The 18,786-nt window shown below is 53.2% G+C and carries 16 protein-coding genes; 10 read left to right on the forward strand and 6 right to left on the reverse strand.

From position 1 onward, the window contains the following. Positions 1-56: 56 nt before the first annotated feature. Positions 57-1,403 (forward strand): D-alanyl-D-alanine carboxypeptidase, encoded by a 1,347-nt coding sequence (locus ACQ4M4_RS07755; protein ID WP_430683906.1) that lies wholly within the window; start codon positions 57-59, stop codon positions 1,401-1,403. 97 nt (positions 1,404-1,500) lie between these two features. On the opposite strand, the gene lptC is transcribed toward ACQ4M4_RS07755, so the two are convergent. The 3 genes from lptC to metG form a co-directional block, all read right to left on the reverse strand. Further along, positions 1,501-2,658 (reverse strand): LPS export ABC transporter periplasmic protein LptC, encoded by a 1,158-nt coding sequence (gene lptC, locus ACQ4M4_RS07760; RefSeq protein ID WP_430683907.1) that lies wholly within the window; start codon positions 2,656-2,658, stop codon positions 1,501-1,503. Positions 2,659-2,950: 292 nt separating this feature from the next. Further along, positions 2,951-3,556, reverse strand: coding sequence for an NYN domain-containing protein (locus ACQ4M4_RS07765; RefSeq protein ID WP_430683908.1), 606 nt, complete (start codon positions 3,554-3,556; stop codon positions 2,951-2,953). A gap of 106 nt (positions 3,557-3,662) precedes the next feature. Next, a complete protein-coding gene (gene metG / locus ACQ4M4_RS07770; RefSeq protein ID WP_430683909.1) occupies positions 3,663-5,249 on the reverse strand; it encodes a methionine--tRNA ligase in 1,587 nt (528 codons plus the stop codon). A gap of 356 nt (positions 5,250-5,605) precedes the next feature. On the opposite strand from metG, the gene ACQ4M4_RS07775 reads away from it, so the two are divergent. Together ACQ4M4_RS07775 and ACQ4M4_RS07780 are read left to right on the forward strand one after the other, a co-directional pair. Next, a complete protein-coding gene (locus ACQ4M4_RS07775) occupies positions 5,606-6,364 on the forward strand; it encodes a lysophospholipid acyltransferase family protein (RefSeq protein WP_430683910.1) in 759 nt (252 codons plus the stop codon). 71 nt (positions 6,365-6,435) lie between these two features. Continuing rightward, positions 6,436-7,293 carry an alpha/beta fold hydrolase gene (locus ACQ4M4_RS07780; RefSeq protein WP_430683911.1) on the forward strand — a complete coding sequence of 286 codons (858 nt, stop codon included), beginning with the start codon at positions 6,436-6,438 and terminating at the stop codon, positions 7,291-7,293. Between the two features lie 354 nt (positions 7,294-7,647). On the opposite strand, the gene ACQ4M4_RS07785 is transcribed toward ACQ4M4_RS07780, so the two are convergent. Continuing rightward, on the reverse strand, positions 7,648-10,134 hold the full coding sequence (locus ACQ4M4_RS07785) for an ATP-dependent Clp protease ATP-binding subunit (protein WP_430683912.1): 2,487 nt from the start codon (positions 10,132-10,134) through the stop codon (positions 7,648-7,650). Between the two features lie 454 nt (positions 10,135-10,588). On the opposite strand from ACQ4M4_RS07785, the gene ACQ4M4_RS07790 reads away from it, so the two are divergent. Then, positions 10,589-10,858 (forward strand): hypothetical protein, encoded by a 270-nt coding sequence (locus tag ACQ4M4_RS07790; protein ID WP_430683913.1) that lies wholly within the window; start codon positions 10,589-10,591, stop codon positions 10,856-10,858. A gap of 160 nt (positions 10,859-11,018) precedes the next feature. Here the strand turns inward: ACQ4M4_RS07790 and petG are convergent, their stop codons facing one another. Then, complete coding sequence (gene petG, locus ACQ4M4_RS07795) at positions 11,019-11,132, reverse strand: cytochrome b6-f complex subunit V (protein WP_430683914.1); 114 nt, start codon at positions 11,130-11,132, stop codon at positions 11,019-11,021. 282 nt (positions 11,133-11,414) lie between these two features. Between petG and ACQ4M4_RS07800 the strand changes: the two genes are divergently transcribed. Then, complete coding sequence (locus tag ACQ4M4_RS07800; RefSeq protein ID WP_430683915.1) at positions 11,415-11,840, forward strand: c-type cytochrome; 426 nt, start codon at positions 11,415-11,417, stop codon at positions 11,838-11,840. 56 nt (positions 11,841-11,896) lie between these two features. Here ACQ4M4_RS07800 and ACQ4M4_RS07805 read toward each other — a convergent pair whose 3' ends face one another. Further along, on the reverse strand, positions 11,897-12,604 hold the full coding sequence (locus tag ACQ4M4_RS07805; protein ID WP_430683916.1) for a response regulator: 708 nt from the start codon (positions 12,602-12,604) through the stop codon (positions 11,897-11,899). A 217-nt stretch (positions 12,605-12,821) separates the two neighbouring features. On the opposite strand from ACQ4M4_RS07805, the gene ACQ4M4_RS07810 reads away from it, so the two are divergent. The 5 genes from ACQ4M4_RS07810 to ldpA all read left to right on the forward strand — a co-directional run bounded on the left by ACQ4M4_RS07810 (position 12,822) and on the right by ldpA (position 18,690). Next, complete coding sequence (locus tag ACQ4M4_RS07810; RefSeq protein WP_430683917.1) at positions 12,822-14,738, forward strand: hypothetical protein; 1,917 nt, start codon at positions 12,822-12,824, stop codon at positions 14,736-14,738. Between the two features lie 242 nt (positions 14,739-14,980). Continuing rightward, positions 14,981-16,042 (forward strand): S-methyl-5-thioribose-1-phosphate isomerase, encoded by a 1,062-nt coding sequence (gene mtnA, locus ACQ4M4_RS07815; RefSeq protein ID WP_430683918.1) that lies wholly within the window; start codon positions 14,981-14,983, stop codon positions 16,040-16,042. A gap of 5 nt (positions 16,043-16,047) precedes the next feature. Then, positions 16,048-16,524 (forward strand): GNAT family N-acetyltransferase, encoded by a 477-nt coding sequence (locus ACQ4M4_RS07820; RefSeq protein WP_430683919.1) that lies wholly within the window; start codon positions 16,048-16,050, stop codon positions 16,522-16,524. Positions 16,525-16,795: 271 nt separating this feature from the next. Continuing rightward, positions 16,796-17,272 (forward strand): NAD(P)H-quinone oxidoreductase subunit N, encoded by a 477-nt coding sequence (ndhN, locus tag ACQ4M4_RS07825; RefSeq protein WP_430683920.1) that lies wholly within the window; start codon positions 16,796-16,798, stop codon positions 17,270-17,272. 230 nt (positions 17,273-17,502) lie between these two features. Further along, on the forward strand, positions 17,503-18,690 hold the full coding sequence (gene ldpA, locus ACQ4M4_RS07830) for a circadian clock protein LdpA (RefSeq protein WP_430683921.1): 1,188 nt from the start codon (positions 17,503-17,505) through the stop codon (positions 18,688-18,690). Positions 18,691-18,786: the final 96 nt, after the last annotated feature.

The following is an 18,786-nucleotide window of genomic DNA, read 5'->3' on the forward strand; positions in this document are numbered from 1 at the left end:
GCCCACAGATTGAGAACTGCCTTAACGTTGACAGGTCGCTGTAAGGAGCTGTGCCCGTGCTGCATTGGTTGAGTTTGGGATTGCTAGCAACACTGCTAAATACGCCAGAGGCGCGCCCCATGCTGGCGGTCAACTGGGCCAGTTGGGGTGAGGATGCCACCTGGACTGCGGTCATTGAAGAACCAACGTTGGTTGACGATCCGGTTGCGATCGCCGCTGTCCAGCAACACCTGCAACGCCTCACCGCCTTAGGAATGCCCGCCTCGGCTCAGGGAGTTTGGCTCCAATCTGGCCGTGAAATCTTGGCTGAGCATCGGGGCACTACGCCGATCCCCGCTGCGTCGCTGACCAAAATTCCGACTACCCTAGCCGCTCTGGAAACTTGGGGCATTGATCACCAGTTTGAAACCCTAGTAGGCTTTCAGGGAACAGTGCAGCCAGGCGTACTCACGGGTGACTTAGTGATTGAGGGCAGGGGCGATCCGCTGTTTGTTTGGGAAGAGGCGATCGCGCTAGGAGCCGCACTCAATCAGTTGGGCATTACCCAGGTCACGGGCGATCTCATCATCACGGGCGACTTTGCCATGAACTTTGAGGCCAATCCGCAGCGATCAGGTGAACTGTTGCGCCAGGGCATGAATGCCAACCTGTGGAATGCCGAAGCTGCCACGCAATACAACACCATGGTGAACCGTCCGGCTCAGCCTGTGGTACAGATTCAGGGCAATGTGGTGTATTCGGACCGCACGCCCAGCTATACGCCCCTGCTTCAGCACCGGAGTCTATCGCTGACTCAAATCCTGAAGGCGATGAACATCTTTAGCAATAACTTTATTGCCGACTGGCTAGCAACTCGCATGGGAGGTGGCCCCAGCGTCGCCACCAAGGCGGCGGCGGCAGCACGCCTCTCACCCAACGAAATTCAACTCATCAACGGATCGGGGCTGGGCGAAGCAAACCAAATCTCTCCACGAGCGGTCACCGCCATGTTGCTCACGCTCCAGAGCCGATTCAAAGCGAGCGAGCTAACGGTGGCCGATTTCTTTCCCGTTGTGGGGCGCGAGCGAGGTACCTTAGGGCGACGTAGCATTGTGCCCGGAGCCGCCTTCAAAACGGGTACCTTAGACCGAGTGAGTTCGTTGGCGGGTGTGGTTCCCACCCGCGATCGCGGCTTGGTATGGTTTGCCATTTTCGACATTGGTACGGGCGAATTGGCAACGCTTCATGCCGAGCAAGATCGGCTTTTGCAAACCCTGGTAGGTCAGTGGGGACAGGTCGATGCCTTGCCTAGGGAAATTTTGCCGAGCGATCGCCTCAAAAGCTATGCCGAAGAGTTGGGCGATCCCAAGCGCATTCAGTTACTCCAGCCTGTGCCACCTCCGATTCAGCAAGAAGCGCCATAGCCGCGATTCGTAGAGCAAGCGATCCCTGTTGCGATTGCTGCCAGATGCAGGTCTCACACAGAGGCAGGCTCACAACGCAGTGATTTTGGCTGCGCGGCTACCGGGGAATGATTTCGGTAACAACACGTCCACCGCTCATGACCACGGTTTGATTTTCCAGCCGACCTACGGCACGTGGCCCCTTCACCATCAATGGAGGATCTGCCTGCCGATAGTCCACATTGCCTTCGGCCACAATATCGCGGGTCGCCATGTTCCACGTCAGCGCATTCGACCTGAGCAGCGAGCGATCGCGCTGGGCAACTGCCTGCACATTGCCATTCAAGAAGGCCATGCGGCTACGCATATTCAAATTGCCGCGATTGCTGCTCAGCACAATCATTTGTTGCCGCAGCACAATCGTCAGCGGTTGATTGGAGTTAATCGTTTCCTGTTCCAAATTCCAGATCAGCACTGGACTGTTGACCTGCATGGGCGGGTCGGACGTCACGACTTGGGCACTATCCTGTAAGGTTGCGACTTTTGTTTTTAGCTCGACGGTTGCTTTTTGGCTGAGGGCCACATCGCTGACCCGATCGTTGATCACCCGAGTAATTTGAACAGGGCGATCGCTCACAATTCGCTCATCATCAATTCGCCAAACGAGTCGTTCGCCCTGAAAAATCAGCGCCGGATCTTTGGTCACTGCATTCACCTGCCCAATCAATTCCATGCGCCGATCTTTGTTGTATAGACGTGCCTCGTTTGCCGTGGCGCGCACTTGAGCATGTTCCCCTTTCAGGTTGTTGCGCACAATCAACACCCCATCCTTGGGAATCCACTCCAACTCGTCGCCCGTCAGCACTGCTTTACTTTTCAGGTCAACGGCTTCCACCTTGCCCTTCAGCAATATTTTTTCGCCATCTTGCTGCACCACACCGCGCTGAGCCTTGACTCGATAAATGGGCTGTCCCGCATCGAACAGTTCCCCCGAGGGAGAGGCCACATTGGCAACTTGCTGATCTTCGTTGTAGGTTGCCTCCCGGGCTGTGACCTTCCACAGCATGGCACCGCTATCGTCCGCCTGCTCTAGCGTGATGTTGCTAAAGGTCAGGTCGTTTTCAATTTGTTGAACGGCATTTCCGCTGTTGGCATCGGCCTCAGCGGTGCGATCGCCACTGCCACAGGCCGATAGCCCTAACACGACCGTCAACACCACTGCAGGCAAGACCGCCATTTTAGAAAACTTGTGTTGAAGAATGTGAAACTGATGCATGCAATATCCGAGAGCTGGGATCAACCGTGGAAACGCGATCGCCGCCAACATCAACATTCCCAGAGCTACTCTAGCTTAGACGAACGCCGCCTTAAATAGCTCCCACCTATCGGGCAAATCCAAGATAGCCAAGCTCATCTGGCCCAACGCTTCACAAATGAAGATTGAGACAATCAACTTTCGTCAAACCCCTTGGTTGAACAAAGCTCATTGGCAAATCAACGTTTGGCGAAAGTTCGGCAAAAAGTTCGGCAAAAAGTTCGGCAAACATCTCGGCAAATGTGTTGGTCGACTATTCTTGAGTCGGATCCTCCGTTAAGCTAATGCCCGATAGGGGACGGTAGGAGTAATTTTGTCGAGGCGTTTTCATAATGTCCTCTTTGATAGATTCCAAATCAATGTAGCGATCGGCTACATTGATGAGGCTATCGCTGGTCATGGCGCGCAAACTCACCACCTCGACTCGTACGCCCCGGTAGCTCACTGCATCCACCGCATAGGCCAAGTCACCATCGCCGCTCACCAGCACTGCCGTATCGTAGGAGCCTACCAGCGCCATCATATCCACTGCAATCTCCACATCGAGATTGGCCTTTTTAGATCCATCGGGTAGCTGCACCAAGTCTTTGGTAATGACGCGATACCCGTTGCGACGCATCCACAGCAAAAAACCCTGTTGCTTCTCGTTCGTGCGATCGACCCCGGTGTAGAAGAACGATCGCAGTAGGCGCGAACCTCCCGTCAATCGACACAGTAACTTCGTGTAGTCAATCTCAATGCCTAACTGTAGCGCCGCGTAAAACAGGTTCGACCCGTCGATAAAAATGGCGACGCGTCCCCGGTTCTCTAGCACCTGCTCCGGTGTAAAGACGGCATCGTTTTCCATGTGGTTAAGCATTTTATATCCTCAAATCTTATGAGTGAATTTTGAACAGGGAGATGCAACACAGTTGCCCAGAAGTTCAGAGCCGCCACCGCCCGACAAAGGCGGCGGCACAACAGGCTTACTCAGGCAACTCTAATCGTTGAAATACAGGTTCGGGATTTTCGACTATTTGCCCCGCTGGTAGTGCGCCCCACTGGTTGTGGCTCGCAAAATTTAACGGAATCTGACTGCTCTGAAAATCGACCGAAAACCCCAGCTGACGATAAATGCGGTTACTAATGTTTGGGATAACCGGCGATAACAAGTACGCGGCTTGTCGGACTGTTTCAAGAACGCTATAGAGAATGTGCTCGACGGCTTCATGGTTGCCCTCCTTGTACAACTTCCATGGAGCTTTCTCGTCGATGTATTTGTTGCCCATGCGTACAACATCGAGAATGGCATTGCAAGCATGGCTAAAGGCAAAAGCATTGTAGGCATCGGTCACAGGATGGCTAAGGCCGGTGCCTGCTACTTTTAATGCATCATCGGGTGGGATATCGGCGGCCGAAAGGTTAGGAATGGCTCCATTACAGTATTTATGAACCATTCGGAGGGTGCGGTTGAGCAGGTTGCCCAAATCGTTGGCCAGATCAGCGTTGAGGATGTTGACAAACCGAGTTTCGGCAAAATCTCCATCTCGGCCTAATTCGATTTCCTTAATGAAATAGTAGCGAACTGCGTCCGATCCGTAGCGGGCAACCAAGTCAAATGGGTCTACAGTGTTGCCCAAACTTTTGCCCATTTTCTGCCCATCTTTGGTCAGAAAACCGTGCCCAAAGACACGTTTGGGCAGTGGCAACCCGGCGGACATGAGCATGGCTGGCCAATAAACCGCATGAAAACGCAGAATATCTTTACCAATGAGGTGAATGTTGATGGGCCACCACTGGGCGATCGCTCTATCTAAGGTCGGCTCATCATCTGGAGCGAGCAGGGCGGTAACATAGCCCAGCAGCGCATCAAACCAAACGTATAGAGTATGGTCAGGATCGTTGGGCAGAGGGAAGCCCCAGCTGACATTGACCCGGGAGATGGAGAAGTCTTGCAAACCTTGCTGCACAAAATTCAGCACTTCGTTGCGCCGGATTTCGGGCTGAATGAATTCAGGGTTGCTTGCGTAATGGGCTTCGAGCTGCGCTTGATAGCGTGAGAGCCGAAAGAAATAGTTGGCCTCGTCGCGCCACTCGGCTTCGCGATTGGTGTGAATGGCACAGCGATGGCCGTCTAGCAAATCGCGCTCTTCTTTATATTCTTCGCAGGCAACGCAGTACCAACCTTTTTGCTGCCCAAGGTAGATATCCCCTTGATCCCAGCAGCGCTGGAAGAATTCTTTAACGATGGCCTCGTGGCGTGGGTTGGTGGTGCGGATGAAGCTGTTGTATTGAATGTCGAGCTTTTCCCACAAGGCCTGAAAGCTGGATACGATGAGATCGCAGTGCTCTTGGGGCGATCGCCCTTTTTCTTCAGCCGTGCGCTGAATTTTTTGGCCATGTTCATCTGTTCCTGTGACAAACATGACAGGAACCCCAGCCAAGCGATGGTAGCGAGATGCCACATCTGCCGCAATGGTGGTGTAGGCACTTCCAATATGCGGCACGTCATTGACGTAGTACAGCGGAGTTGTAATTGAAAAGGTTTGCTTTTGCGGCGCAATAGAGTCCATAGAAATAAAATTAGAGATGCTTGAAGCTAGCTTGCATCTATTAAAAAGCTTCAAGCGTACATTCATCCTACTAATCTATTTCATTGAATCATCAATTCAATTGAACTAAGAAAGCCTACAACGCTTATGTATAAACCTGCACCTCTACATTGAGCAACGAATGATGTTCCAAAAAGCTTAACTATCTTTCGCTGTAAGTATTTCAAAAAACAACGGCCCAGAGTTGAATTAGCAGGCTGTTCAGCAGATCTACGTCACGAGTTTGATCAGGCCAAAGAGTCGGTTGGTTACACAAAATTAAATTACATTTAAAACTGAGACTAATCATCAATTCATATCAATTCTTGCGCCGTTTTGTGAATTCACCTTATTCAAGGGCGATCGCTCTGATGTCTGATTCGGCTCCTTTGCTTCTTTCCCAACAGATTCTTTCAGTATTGCAAACTCGCAGTTTTATCCACCATCAAGACCGGATTCCTGAAAAAAATGCTCCCCTCTTGGTGGTGAGCAATCACCGCAGTGTGATGGATGTTCCCGTGCTGATGGCTGCTCTGCAACGTCCAATTCGGTTTGCGTGCCATCGCTATATGACGCAAGTCCCCATTCTCAAAGACGTTGTAACGCAATGGGGAGCGATTCCATTGGATGAGCCAACCCAGCGGCGGCATCAGTTCTTTCAACAGGCCAATCAAGCCTTACAGGCTCGTCAGTCGGTGGGCATTTTCCCGGAGGGCGCCCCTTCCATGATTCATGAATCGACCCCCCAAGCGCTGCATGAGTTTCATCGGGGGTTTGCCCACTTGGCACTCAAGGCCAATGTGCCCGATTTGGCGGTGCTGCCCGTAGCGATCGCCTCCCATCAAGAAAGTGTCACCAACCTGTTTCCAGTGCGGTTACTCAGCTGGTTTGATCCAACAGAGCCCCTATTTCACCAAGCGGGATGGCATCCGATGGTGCTGTACCACCGGGTGACGGTGCTGGTGGGTCGCCCGGTATGGATAACCCCAGCCCAACAGCACGACTATCACGGAAAGCAGGCGCGATCGCTTGCAAATGCGCTGACCGAGTACTGCCATACCGAAATTGCCACCTTGTTAAGCCAAGGTGTTTACTAGTCAACGCCATCATTGGCTGTGTCTGTACCCCAATTTTCTATCTCAATTACGTTTAATCTTGTTGCCGACCTATGACCTCGTGTCCAGTCCAGTCCACCTCTACCTCCACGCTGCGATTTCGCACCCCATTGCCACAAAATCCCGAAGCTCCACTGTTTGTCTTTTTGCCAGGAATGGATGGCACGGGTGAACTGCTGCGACTGCAGCTAGAGTCGTTGGGGATGGTGTTTGATATTCGCTGCCTGGTCATTCCTCCCGATGATTTGACGAATTGGGACGAGCTGGCCTGCGAAGTGATTACGTTGATTTTGCATGAACTAGAGCGCAATCCCCGCCAGCAGGTCTACCTGTGTGGCGAGTCGTTTGGTGGGTGCTTGTCGCTGAAGGTGGCTCAAAAGTCGGCTGAGATGACGAAGCCAAATGGCAGTCCGTTACTGGATTACTTGACGCTGGTCAATCCGGCTTCGGCGCTGGGACGGGTAGGGTGGCTCCATTCGTTATCGGGCGTTGCGCGTTGGCTGCCCCATCCTACGTTTGCGGTGGGGTGTTATATTCTATTTCCATTTTTGGGAGCGCTGCATCGTATGCCGCCCGAGGTTGCGCAGGAGTTGCTGCGGGCTACCCAATCCATTAGTCCCGAAAGCGCATACTGGCGGGTAGATCTGATTCGCTCGTTTCAAATGTCGCCCCAAGAGTTGAACAAGATTGAGATTCCAACTCTGGTCGTAGCTAGTGGTGGCGATCGCCTGTTACCTTCTGTTCCCGAAGCGCAACATTTGATTCAGCACATTCCCACGGCAGAAATGCATGTGCTGCCTTATAGCGGGCATACCTGTTTGCTAGAACCAGAGGTACACCTGCATGACATTTTGGCCGAGCATGGCGCGTTAGATGGGCTGGTGTACAAACAAACGATCGCCAGTCCGTAAAGGCCATCCCATTCCTGAACATGCAGCGAATTCACAACCGCAGCCTGAAAGGTTGCTGGTTGCTGCCAGCTAAATGTTGCTACAGGTCAGGTCTACAGGCTAGGTCTACAGGCCAAATGGGTCTGCACGTTGGGTGGGAGATTTGCTGCCTATAAAAGCCGATCTAGAGAAGCGAAAAAGCCCATTGTTGCGTGCGCGTCGCGCACGCAACAATGGGCTTTTCTGGGGGGCACGCGCCGCGCGACACCCAGAAAAGTCCTTAACCGAAGCTGGCGTTAAGAAAAGGGCGGGGCAATTGCTCCGCCCTGGCTTTCGTGTGAGGAAACCATTCGTCAACGAAGGGCTATAGACGGCTTATGAGCCAATTAGCTGAGGCGTTTTTACAGGTTGCGCTGTGACAACAACGCCACCATCCGCATCCACATCCAACAGGGCGGTGCTGCCGGATTGTACCGTGCCATCTAGCATGGCTTCGGCCAAGTGGTCTTCCACTAACCGCATCACTGCACGCCGCAGCGGACGCGCACCATAGGTTTGGCTATAGCCCTCGGTGACAAGCTTTGCTTTGAGCGCTGGAGTAACCTCCAGGCCGATGCCTCGACTGGTTAGGCGATCGCTCACATCTTGCAACATCAGTTCGGCAATTTGTCCCACCTCTTCGCGGGTGAGCTGACGGAAGACAATGATTTCATCTAAGCGGTTCAACAACTCAGGCCGGAAGAACTGCTTAAGCTCATCGTTGACGCGATCGCGAATGCGATTGTAAACTGCCTGCTGCACATCGTCTGCAAAGTCGAACCCAAGTCCGCCACCATTCTTTTCAATGACCTTCGAGCCAATGTTGGAAGTGAAGACAATGAGCGTGTTCTTAAAGCTAACCACCCGGCCTTTGGAATCGGTCAGACGGCCATCTTCCAGCAGTTGCAGCAGCAGATTAAACACATCGGGGTGGGCCTTTTCTACCTCATCGAACAAGACGACGGTGTAGGGTTTGCGGCGAACGGCTTCGGTAAGCTGACCACCCTCATCGTAGCCGACATAGCCCGGAGGCGAACCAATTAGCTTGGAGACCGTGTGGGACTCCATCAGCTCGGACATGTCAACTCGAATCATGGCGTCTTCAGACCCAAAGACCGCAGCAGCCAAGGCTTTTACCAACTCCGTTTTTCCAACACCGGTAGGGCCAGAGAAGAACAAGCTGGCAATTGGCCGATTGGGGTTTTTGAGGCCTACCCGACTCCGACGAATCGCGCGGGACACTGATTGTACCGCATCGTTTTGGCCAATGACACGCTCATGCAAGCGCTCTTCCAAATGCATCAGCGAAATAGATTCTGACTCGGTGAGGGTGCTCACGGGAATGCTCGTCCAAGCTTCGAGCACTTGAGCAATATCCTCGGCCGTTACTTGAGATGCTGTTGCAGATGTGGGAGTGGAATCGGCTTCATTCGATAGGTTGACGGTCGTGCGCAGTTTGGCCTCCAGTTCCTGCTCGCGATCGCGCAGTTGGCTAGCCTTATCAAACTCTTGGGTTTCGACTGCTGCGTTCTTTTCGGCAGTCACTTTGCGCAACTCTTGCTTAAGGTCGCGATCGGGCGAGCTTATAGCTGTCCGAAACCGCACGCGCGATCCGGCTTCATCAATCAAGTCAATGGCTTTGTCGGGCAAAAAGCGATCAGTAATGTAGCGATCGCTCCATTCTGCAGCGGCAACCAATGCCTCATCGGTAATGATGAGCCGGTGGTGCTGCTCGTAGCGCTGACGCAGACCCCGCAAAATATCGATCGTGTCCTCAACCGAAGGCTGATCGACCTGCACAGGTTGGAAACGGCGCTCTAATGCAGCATCTCGCTCAATATGCTGGCGATACTCATCCAGCGTCGTGGCCCCAATGCACTGTAGCTCACCCCGGGCAAGGGCAGGCTTCATGAGGTTGGCAGCATCCATGCCGCCTTCTAGGGAACCAGCCCCCACTAGCGTATGAATTTCGTCAATGACGAGAATTACATTGCCCGCTTTGCGGACTTCCTCCATGATTTGTTTGATGCGTTCCTCAAACTCACCACGGTAGCGGGTTCCCGCCAGGAGCGTTCCCACACTCAGGCTAATGACCTGCTTGTCGAGCAGCACTTCGGGCACATCCTGATTCACAATACGCTGGGCTAACCCTTCGGCGATCGCAGTTTTACCCACGCCAGGCTCACCCACCAAAACGGGATTGTTTTTGCTGCGCCGTCCCAAAATTTGAATTACGCGCTCAATCTCTTTGGCGCGGCCTACCACGGGATCCATTTTGCCTTGCTGAGCCAACGTGGTCAGGTTTGTGCCAAATTCTTCCAACGCTTTGAACTTAGTGGCACGGCCTTTACGGGGAGCGTCGGCTCGTCCACCCATAGAAACCGGTGCCGTTTCGCCAATCGCACGAATGACGAGTTTACGCACGTGGCCTAGGTCAACATTCAGGTGTTGTAGCACGCGCGAAGCAACGCTGTCTTCTTGCTGGGCCAGAGCTAGTAGCAGGTGCTCTGGCGCAATGTAGGGTTGGTCAAGCTGGCGCGATTCCTGAAACGCTTGGGCAAAGAGCTGCTTGACCTTGGGCGTGAAGGGAATTTCGGGAGGGACAAAACTAGACCCGCGCCCAACAATCTTCTCAATTTCGGCTCGGGTGCTGTCTAGGTCAACCGCTAGTTCTGTTAAAACCGCTGAGGCGAGGGTGTCTTTCACCTGTAGCAAGCCCAACAGGATTTGCTCGGTACCGACAAAGTTGTGGCCCAACCGACGCGCTTCCTCTTGGGCGGCCATGACAACGGCGATCGCTTTTTCGGTGAAATACTCAAACATGACGAGGATCCTTTACGAAGTTCTCGTGACTAACCACTGGTTAATCAAGCGTCGATCTCTGGTCATCAACAGTTCACAAGGGGTTGAGCCCTACGGAAAGCCTGCAAATGACTCAAATAACGTATGAAGTTTTATTTCGTCTTGATACCAATGTACCGACCGATGACGCACCAAGGCAGGGAGGATAACCGTAATTCGAAAGGCCGGATCTAGGACGGTAGGGAGAGCCGAACCCCTGATTCTGTCTACGTAGGGATGCCAGAGATCGATCGCTCCTGTTCCACTCCCTTCATGTCGCAATAACCGAACCTTGCGTGTGTGAGATCTCTCCACGTTCAGCGACATGTGCGGCAAGCACGGCAGCATTTGCCGAAGTTTCCCCACCTAAGTGGCTCTCACAAAACCCAGGCCCAGGCTCAATACTGGATTCATCGTTTCAAATTCCAAGGTTGTTATGTTTCAACCCACTCATTGGTTGGTTTCACGCTCCCAAAAAACACCGATTCAGCTCATTCCTGGCGAAGCTGGCTTTAGGCTGTTGACTGAGATAGAAGCCAATAAAGGAGCCGAGCCCGCCTTCGAAATTCGGCCTCGACTCGGCATTTTTTGTCGCAACGTGCCCATCACGAGCTACAGTTTGCAGCCGATTCCTGCGAACCAACTCCAGCCTGTTGCGCAGACCAACCCGCCTGTGGTGCATCCCACTCAGCCATATCAGTCATAAATGAGCGATCGCACACTCCCCACCGCGCAAAGGAGATTCCTGTGTCGCCTCATAATGCATGTCCTATACGCTAAAACCCCCACCGAATGATTTGGTGGGGGTTTTGCTGTGGGCAGATTTGATCGTCTGAAGACTGGTTTCGAAGGGTAGCGATCGCAGCCTACAGGCCCAACTGGTTGCCCCGACGATACTGGAAATATGCAGCCACAAACAGACCTGCCAGCGTGATAGGAATCAATCCCAAAACAATTCCCGAAAGCAAAGGCTCAACCACGGTTCTATCTCCTTCGTTAACTGACCCAATTTTACCAATGAACAGATTCTTGCAAGGGCTTAAGCTTTATAACTTGTTCTCATAATAGGCTGAAATGCTCTGTTACAAAAGCTAGCTGTTTTCGAGGGCGGGTCTACCTCCCAAAAGCGACAGTTTCCCAGGCCATGCAACCAACTCACCCAATGCTGGGCATCTTAAATAAATCTGTGAAAGTTGCAGGCACCCCTCAAAAAACTTTAAGCTAAGTTATAAATTGAAACGCTTTTACTGCGGAATCTTGCTTTGACAGAAGATTTGCTAGAAACCAACACCCTGGGTAGCCAGACCACTTCGCAAGATATGGTTGTGGCTCCTGATGTTGTCCCTTGGAGGAGACTCATTGCAGTAGCATCAGGCGTTTTGATGGCTATTGTGGGGGCGATCGCCGCCTTGTATATCGTGCAGCACTCCGATCCCTACGTGCAAAGTGTGCTCTCGGTGAATGGCGATGCCATGCATGGACAAGAAATTTTTCAAATGAACTGCGCCACCTGTCATGGGCTGACTGGCGGCGGAGTGGTGGGGCCAAGTTTGCACCATGTTTCTACGCGCAAATCTCGCGTTGGCCTGATTCATCAAGTCACCAGTGGCCAAACGCCTCCCATGCCGCAGTTTCAGCCGAATCCTGAAGAAATGGCCGACCTGCTGAAATATTTGGAAACGCTATAGCCCGTGGGTGCCATTCGCCAGCGATTGGCCTTCCTGACGCGGTTGGGAACGGAAGGCTAGGGCATTGCATCCTCAAACTTATAGCCCACGCCAATGACCGTTTTGACAAAGTTGGGATTGGCTGGATCGGGTTCAATTTTTTTACGCAGGCGAGCCACGTGAGTATCTACCACGCGCTCATCGCCAAAAAAGTCACTTCCCCATAGCTTTTCGATCAGCTGAGCCCGGTTCCAAACCCGGCCGGGATAGCTCATAAATGTTGTGAGCAAATCAAATTCGAGGGTGGTGAGATCGAGTGACTCGTTTTTGCCAGGCTGCACATGGCGATGGGCAACACGCTGATCCACATCAATGGTGAAATGTTGGGTGTGATACGTGCGCGATTGCCCGCCCTGGCGAAGGTTGCGCCGCAGCAGTGCCCGCACCCGAGCAACCAACTCGCGTGGGCTAAAGGGCTTGACCATGTAGTCATCGGCTCCGGTAGACAGGCCAATAATGCGATCAATTTCTTCCCCTTTGGCGGTCAGCATGAGGATGTAGGGATCTTTGGCACCGGGCTTTTGGCGAATGCGAGCGCACACTTCTAGCCCATCCAATTCGGGAATCATCAAGTCTAGGATGATCAGATCGGGCTGCTGCTCTTGAAACACCTGAAGTGCTGATAAGCCATCCCGACAGATACGGCATGCAAACCCCTCTTTTTCTAAATAAAGCTGAATCAGCTGGGCGATCTCAGCTTCGTCCTCAACGATTAGAATGTCCATTGATTTCGGGAGGCATTTCGGTCATATTGTCTTCTGAACGTATGCTACCAAAGGAAATTGTTCTGGATGCTTTGAGGTGCTTTAGCATTAACTAGCGTTTACACGCTGCGATCGCCGTTAGGATGGCAGCATGTATTGCACCAAAGGTCTGAATACCTGTCGTGGATACATGGGGTTACCAACCCATGTGCAGTGGGGTTAAACGAGGTTGAGCCATATGGAAGCAACGCTCCTTCAAAATCAGCTCGAATTGCTAAGCTCTGATTTGCAACAAGGACTGCACACAGCCTTTGCTCCAGAAACCCGGCTGCTCATTCGTTGTGCTATCAAGAATGAGCAGCTCTTGGTGCTGGTTCAGCATCCGGCCAATGTCAGTATTCATTGCGACCAAGTCTTTTCCACGCTAGAGGCGCTGCTGTATCGAGCCAATGCCTTGGGCTATTTGACCGATCTACAGCCTGAAGGCCCCAGTGCCCAATGGGTATCGGTTCGGCTATTTTTGCGCTTAACCGGGCAGCACCATCCCTATGTGGCCCATCGGTTGACGTTAAAACCTACTCAGGTGGTGCTTCCTAACGCTGCCGACGACCAATTTGTCCCGCCTGCACCTGCAGATGCTGACTCTCCTTGGGTTGCCAGTGAGCCCGTTGACGATGCAGAGATGCAGCAGTGGATGGAGACGGCGATCGCCCCTGATGGTGCTTCTTCTGAGCTTCCTGAGCCCGATACAGACTCGCTTGATCCACCGCTGCAAACGGTCAAGCTGCATCCCCCATCAGACTTTGATATGCCCCCAATGCCAAGTCACCCAGCCCGATCGCGGGGTTTTGGCATGTCTGCAATGACAGCAGCGGGGTTGGCGGCGATCGCCCTAGTAGCGGGGTTAGGCGGATATGCGCTAAGCCGTCCTTGTGTGATTGGGGACTGTGAGCCCTTGCAAACTGCTCAGCGCCTGAACTTTGAAGCATCTCGCCGAGTCAATGATGCGGCCTCTGCTCAGGAGGTTGTGGCAGCCTACGACCAAATTACAGACTCGATGTATTTGCTGAGCACGATTCCCTCGTGGTCCAGCCGATATGAGGATGCACAAGCGTTGATTCAAACCTATGGAGCCAACGCGCAGGTGATTGAAAAGGTGGTGATTGCTCAGCAGCTTGCCTGGTCTGCGGCTGAAAAAAGCCAGGAGCCACCGCATCCCCTGGCCACTTGGCGCGACATTCAGCAAGCTTGGCGCGACGCGATCGCCCAGTTGAAGCAGGTGCAAGCTGACAGCCCGGTATATGACCTGGCTCGCGCCAAGCTAGTGGAATACGAAGGCAATCTGGATATCATTGGTCGTCGGATTCGCATTGAGCTACAGGCCCAAGAGCGCGTGGGGCAAGCTCGCCAAACGTCCAAAGTAGCCGAAGCCCAGGATGGCATTGCCCAATCGGTTGAGAGCTTGCGAGAAGCGACCAGCACTTGGCAAACCGCTGTGAGCCTTCTCAAGGATGTGCCCACCACCACTATGGCCTATGCCGAAGCTCAGCAGTTGTTAGCTCTATACGAGCCTCAGTTGAATGAGGTACGGAGCCGATTAAATCAGGAACAGGTGGCCGCAACCAATTTGGATAAGGCAATGGCGATCGCCGCCGAGGCCCAGCGGTCGGAGTTGCGCAACCAATGGTCTCAGGCGGTTGGGCATTGGCAAGAAGCGCTGCTATTGGCTCAACAAATTCCCATGGGCACCGTTCATTACAACCAGGCGCAGCCCCTGCTGTCGTCCTATCGACTGGCTTTGGATACTGCTCAGGATCGTTTGCGGTCGTCGGTGTCGCTGCAATCGGCTATGGCAGATATGGAAAGCATTTGCTCCGGGATGCTTACAATTTGCACCTACAGCCGCAGCAGTCAAGGCATGCAGGTGCGCATGACCATGGCTTACAACCAGGCGGTTGAACAGGCCGCAGGTGGGCAAACCCTCAATTCCACTCCTTCTTCGCCTCAGCTTAACCAGATGAACCCCCTCTTGCGGGCGATCGCAGCAGTTGGCAAGTCCTCTGCCATGCCCATTGAGCTGTACAACGCAGATGGGTCTTTGTTTGGCGTGTACGATCCTCGGGTTGATGGCTACGTGCCTACTTCATCGCCATAACCGCAGCTCCCCACAACACTAGCCACGCAAAAACGACAGGGATAGCAGGGATAACAATGATAGACACTTGGCGGTGCTATAGTCTTCCATGTTTAGAGTGCTTAGGGTTGGGTTTAGGGTGACGGTTCGGTTCATGGCTTACGGCACCGCCCCCACCGCACCGAGTAAGCTAAAAGCTTCTATCGAAGAAAAAGTTCCTTATTTTGGACGGTTATCAACGTCCATTGGCACGTAGTTACGCTATGAGTACCTCTTTCAATCACGTCTATCCCGTTATTTGGCAAGATAATCACGTTCTGTTAATCGATCAAACTCGGTTGCCGAATGAGTTTGATTTGGTGCAAATTAGCCGCAGCGACGATATGGCGATCGCCATTAAGGAAATGATTGTGCGGGGAGCCCCGGCGATTGGGGTGGCTGCGGCCTATGGGATGTATTTGGGAGCCCGTGAAATTGAAACGAGCGATCGCGATCTCTTTCTGCACCAGCTAGAAGCGGTTGCCGACAAACTACGAGCGACACGGCCCACAGCTGTCAATTTATTTTGGGCGATCGAGCGGATGCTGCGGGTGGCTCGGCAAACTGTGGGCCAAGTGGATTACTTGAAGCAGACTCTGCTGGAAACTGCAGAAGCCATTCAGCTCGAAGATTTGCAAACCTGTCAGGCGATTGGCGACCACGGTCTTGCGGCGCTGCCCAAAACGCCCCATCGGCTGCGGTTGCTCACCCATTGCAATGCGGGTGCATTGGCCACGGCCGGGTATGGAACAGCGCTGGGGGTTGTGCGATCGGCCTGGCGCGAGGAACGGTTGGAGCGGCTGTATGCCGATGAAACGCGACCTCGGCTTCAGGGTGCCCGGCTAACGGCTTGGGAATGTGTGCAGGAGCAAATCCCCATTACGCTCATTACCGACAGTATGGCCGCCCATTGTATGAAGCAGGGCATGGTAGATGCTGTGGTGGTGGGGGCCGATCGCATTGCGGCCAATGGCGACACGGCCAACAAAGTGGGTACCTATGGATTAGCGATCGTGGCGCAGGCCCATGGAATCCCGTTCTTTGTGGCGGCACCGCTTTCTACGGTGGACTTTCAGTTGACCGATGGTTCTCAAATTCCCATTGAGGAGCGCGATGGTCGAGAAATTTCTCACGTAGGGGATACGCTCATTTGTCCGACTGAGGTGGAGTTTTATAATCCTGCCTTTGATGTGACACCGGCCCGATTGATTTCGGCCATGATTACGGAGCATGGTGCGATCGCCCCCGATCAGCTTGTTCAGTATCGCGATCGCCAGGTGGTGTAGTTGGCATGATTCGTCGCGCAAACCCAGGGGATGTGAAAGCGGTACTCAATCTGTTGCAACAGTTGGGCTATAGCCCTGATGCAGAGCAGGTTCTTGCCTTGCTGGAAACGGGTAGCACGGGCAACCAAACCACCGGAGATACCACCGATGAGGTGTATGTTTACGAGCAAGGTTTATGCGTTGTGGCCTTTGTTGCGCTGCATCGGCAGGTGTACTTTCCTACGATGGAGTTTTTGACTCGGGTCATGGCTCTGTGTGTGGATGAAGCCCAGCGCAGTCGGGGTATTGGCCAATATTTGCTGCGGTTTGTAGAAAACCTTGCCTACCAGCGGGGCGATCGCGCAGTGGAGGTTACCAGTTCGCTACAACGCGATCGCACCCATCAGTTCTATCTCAACCAGGGCTATAGCCAGCACTCTTATAAATTCATCAAAGAGGTGGCCGTCACTGCACCCAGCGAGAATGATAATTGGCGCCTATAGAAACCATACTGATGAGTTGCCCTTGAGTGTCCAGAAGGGCGATAGAATTCAGGCATGTAACGCTTTATGATCGAAACGAGCAGCTTGCAAACGCCGACTGCTCTGCGCAGCTAGAAATCGCTGTTTCAAATGCCGTTTGCCTTGGTTGCCCGTGACGTTGCGATCGCCTGTTGGCTAAACAACACTCATCTGCGGCAGGGGCGATGGACACCCGCAACCTTGCTTAACCTAACCGTTTCTTGACGACCCGTATTGACGACACAGGAGCCCTATGGAACTCATCATCACCGGACAAAAATTCATCCGTGAGCTGGAGCAGGCAGGTGCGCTGGGTGTTTATGTTCCCCTAGAGGGTGGCACAGAAGGGCGCTATCAGCGGCGAGTCAAAGGAGCAGGCTACAAAGTGCTCAACCTGACTGCCCGCGGATTGGGCGATTTGTCGTCCTATCTGCTAGATGTGCACGGCATTCGGCCTGCTCACCTGGGTAAAAAGAATTTACAGCGCGAGGGAGCTGTGGGCTACCGCTACTATGCGCCCCCCATTGTGACCTACGAAGTGCAAAACCTGCCTCCCAAGTCCAAAGGGCTAGTGCTGTGGCTGATGGAGGGCAATATTTTGTCTAGCAACGAGCTTCAGTTTTTGACCTCGCTGCCTACCTTAGAGCCAAAGGTAAAAGTGGTGATTGAAATGGGTGGCGATCGCGAGTTTAGCTGGAAGCCATTGAGTGCGATCGCTGCCATTTCCTAAATTCACCCTTTCAACTCCATCCTTTCAACATTGATGCTGGAGCGGGTAGGTGAGCGTTGTGACAGCAATGCAAAACCCCCCGCTTAGAGCAACCGTTTGTAGAAATTCAACGCAACCTCGTTCCATCCCGGATTGAGCTTGTGGCGGCACCCTCTGCCTCAAGGGGGATTAAACATGCTGTAGGCCTTGATCCCAGTGCCTTTTCTAGCAGAACCCGCTAGGATGGAGGAGTGAGTGATACTTCCCAACCCTTACAGTCTTTAGCATCTGGAAACTGGTTCAAGCTCATCTGTGGAGCCAGCTTTCAGCATTTGCCCGCCATTCGCAACCTGGCACTGGCCTATGCGTTGGCTGGAGCTGATTGTGTGGATGTTGCCGCTGATCCTGCCGTGATTGCTGCGGCAAAAGCAGGTTTGGCTGCTGCTGCCGACTTGAGAGCAGAGGCCACAAAGCTGGGATTTTCGCCCCATCATTCTTCTTGGCTAATGGTTAGCTTGAACGATGGGGAAGATCCGCATTTCCGCAAGGCCACTTTTCAGGTTGATCGCTGCCCTGCCGATTGCTCTCGACCCTGCGAGTGGGTCTGCCCAACTCAGGCCATTGTGTTTGACCGTTGGGTCAATGGCGATCGCCTATCGGGTGTCATTGAGCAGTTGTGCTACGGCTGCGGTCGCTGCATTCCCGTGTGTCCTGTTCAAAATATTGCGGCTCAGTCTTATGTATTTACCCCCGAGGCGATCGCACCATTGGTGTTGCAAGGGGTCGATGCAGTTGAAATTCATACCCAGGTCGGTCGATTCGAAGATTTTCGTCGGCTGTGGGGGGCGATCGCCTCAAATGCTCCTCAGCTAAAGCTCATTGCCGTGAGCTGCCCCGATGACCCAGAGTTGATCGATTACCTGTGGGCTTTGTCCGAATTGATGGGATCTGATCCCCAAGCTGTTGTCTGGCAAACAGACGGACGACCCATGAGCGGTGATATTGGAGATGGCGCAACTCATGCCGCCATCAAGCTCGGCCAAAAAGTGGCTGCGGCTGGCCCTCCGGGCTATGTGCAATTGGCCGGGGGCACCAATCGCTATACGGTTCCCAAACTCCAATCCCTCGGCTTGCTAAACTCGACTCGCACGTTGCCCCTTATCCAGTCCACAGCTCGCTCCATTGCTGGGGTTGCCTATGGTGGTTATGCGCGATCGCTCTTGGCCCCTGTGCTGCAACAGCTCGAACCCGCGATCGCTCCATGGGATCAGGCTTCGTTGACTGATGCCAATCAGAATTCATTGGGCTCTCAGCTTGGCGGAATTCAGGCTTACAACTTGGAATCTCAACCTGAGCTGCTATGGCAGGCTGTCGCTTTAGCCAGTGATTTGGTGTCTCAGCTCAAGCCAAAATCCCAACCCATGCTTACTCATTCCTAATCAAAGGAGGTCTCCATCCATGAAGCTCACATCTCAGCAAATTCAGCGATCGCATCACTTCCAACCCGCGACCTGTACCAACTGTCCAAAGCATCT

Origin of the sequence: Leptolyngbya sp. AN02str, from assembly GCF_050565595.1 — a bacterium.
Lineage (GTDB): Bacteria > Cyanobacteriota > Cyanobacteriia > Elainellales > Elainellaceae > Kaiparowitsia.

Excerpts from the sequence above, each read along its gene's own strand:
- ndhN (WP_430683920.1), top strand. The coding sequence starts at position 16,796 with ATGGAACTCATCATCACCGGACAAAAATTCATCCGTGAGCTGGAGCAG.
- lptC (WP_430683907.1), bottom strand. The coding sequence starts at position 2,658 with ATGCATCAGTTTCACATTCTTCAACACAAGTTTTCTAAAATGGCGGTC.
- ACQ4M4_RS07780 (WP_430683911.1), top strand. The coding sequence starts at position 6,436 with ATGACCTCGTGTCCAGTCCAGTCCACCTCTACCTCCACGCTGCGATTT.
- metG (WP_430683909.1), bottom strand. The coding sequence starts at position 5,249 with ATGGACTCTATTGCGCCGCAAAAGCAAACCTTTTCAATTACAACTCCG.
- ACQ4M4_RS07790 (WP_430683913.1), top strand. The coding sequence starts at position 10,589 with ATGTTTCAACCCACTCATTGGTTGGTTTCACGCTCCCAAAAAACACCG.
- ACQ4M4_RS07820 (WP_430683919.1), top strand. The coding sequence starts at position 16,048 with ATGATTCGTCGCGCAAACCCAGGGGATGTGAAAGCGGTACTCAATCTG.
- ACQ4M4_RS07785 (WP_430683912.1), bottom strand. The coding sequence starts at position 10,134 with ATGTTTGAGTATTTCACCGAAAAAGCGATCGCCGTTGTCATGGCCGCC.
- ACQ4M4_RS07765 (WP_430683908.1), bottom strand. The coding sequence starts at position 3,556 with ATGCTTAACCACATGGAAAACGATGCCGTCTTTACACCGGAGCAGGTG.
- ACQ4M4_RS07810 (WP_430683917.1), top strand. The coding sequence starts at position 12,822 with ATGGAAGCAACGCTCCTTCAAAATCAGCTCGAATTGCTAAGCTCTGAT.
- mtnA (WP_430683918.1), top strand. The coding sequence starts at position 14,981 with ATGAGTACCTCTTTCAATCACGTCTATCCCGTTATTTGGCAAGATAAT.
- ACQ4M4_RS07805 (WP_430683916.1), bottom strand. The coding sequence starts at position 12,604 with ATGGACATTCTAATCGTTGAGGACGAAGCTGAGATCGCCCAGCTGATT.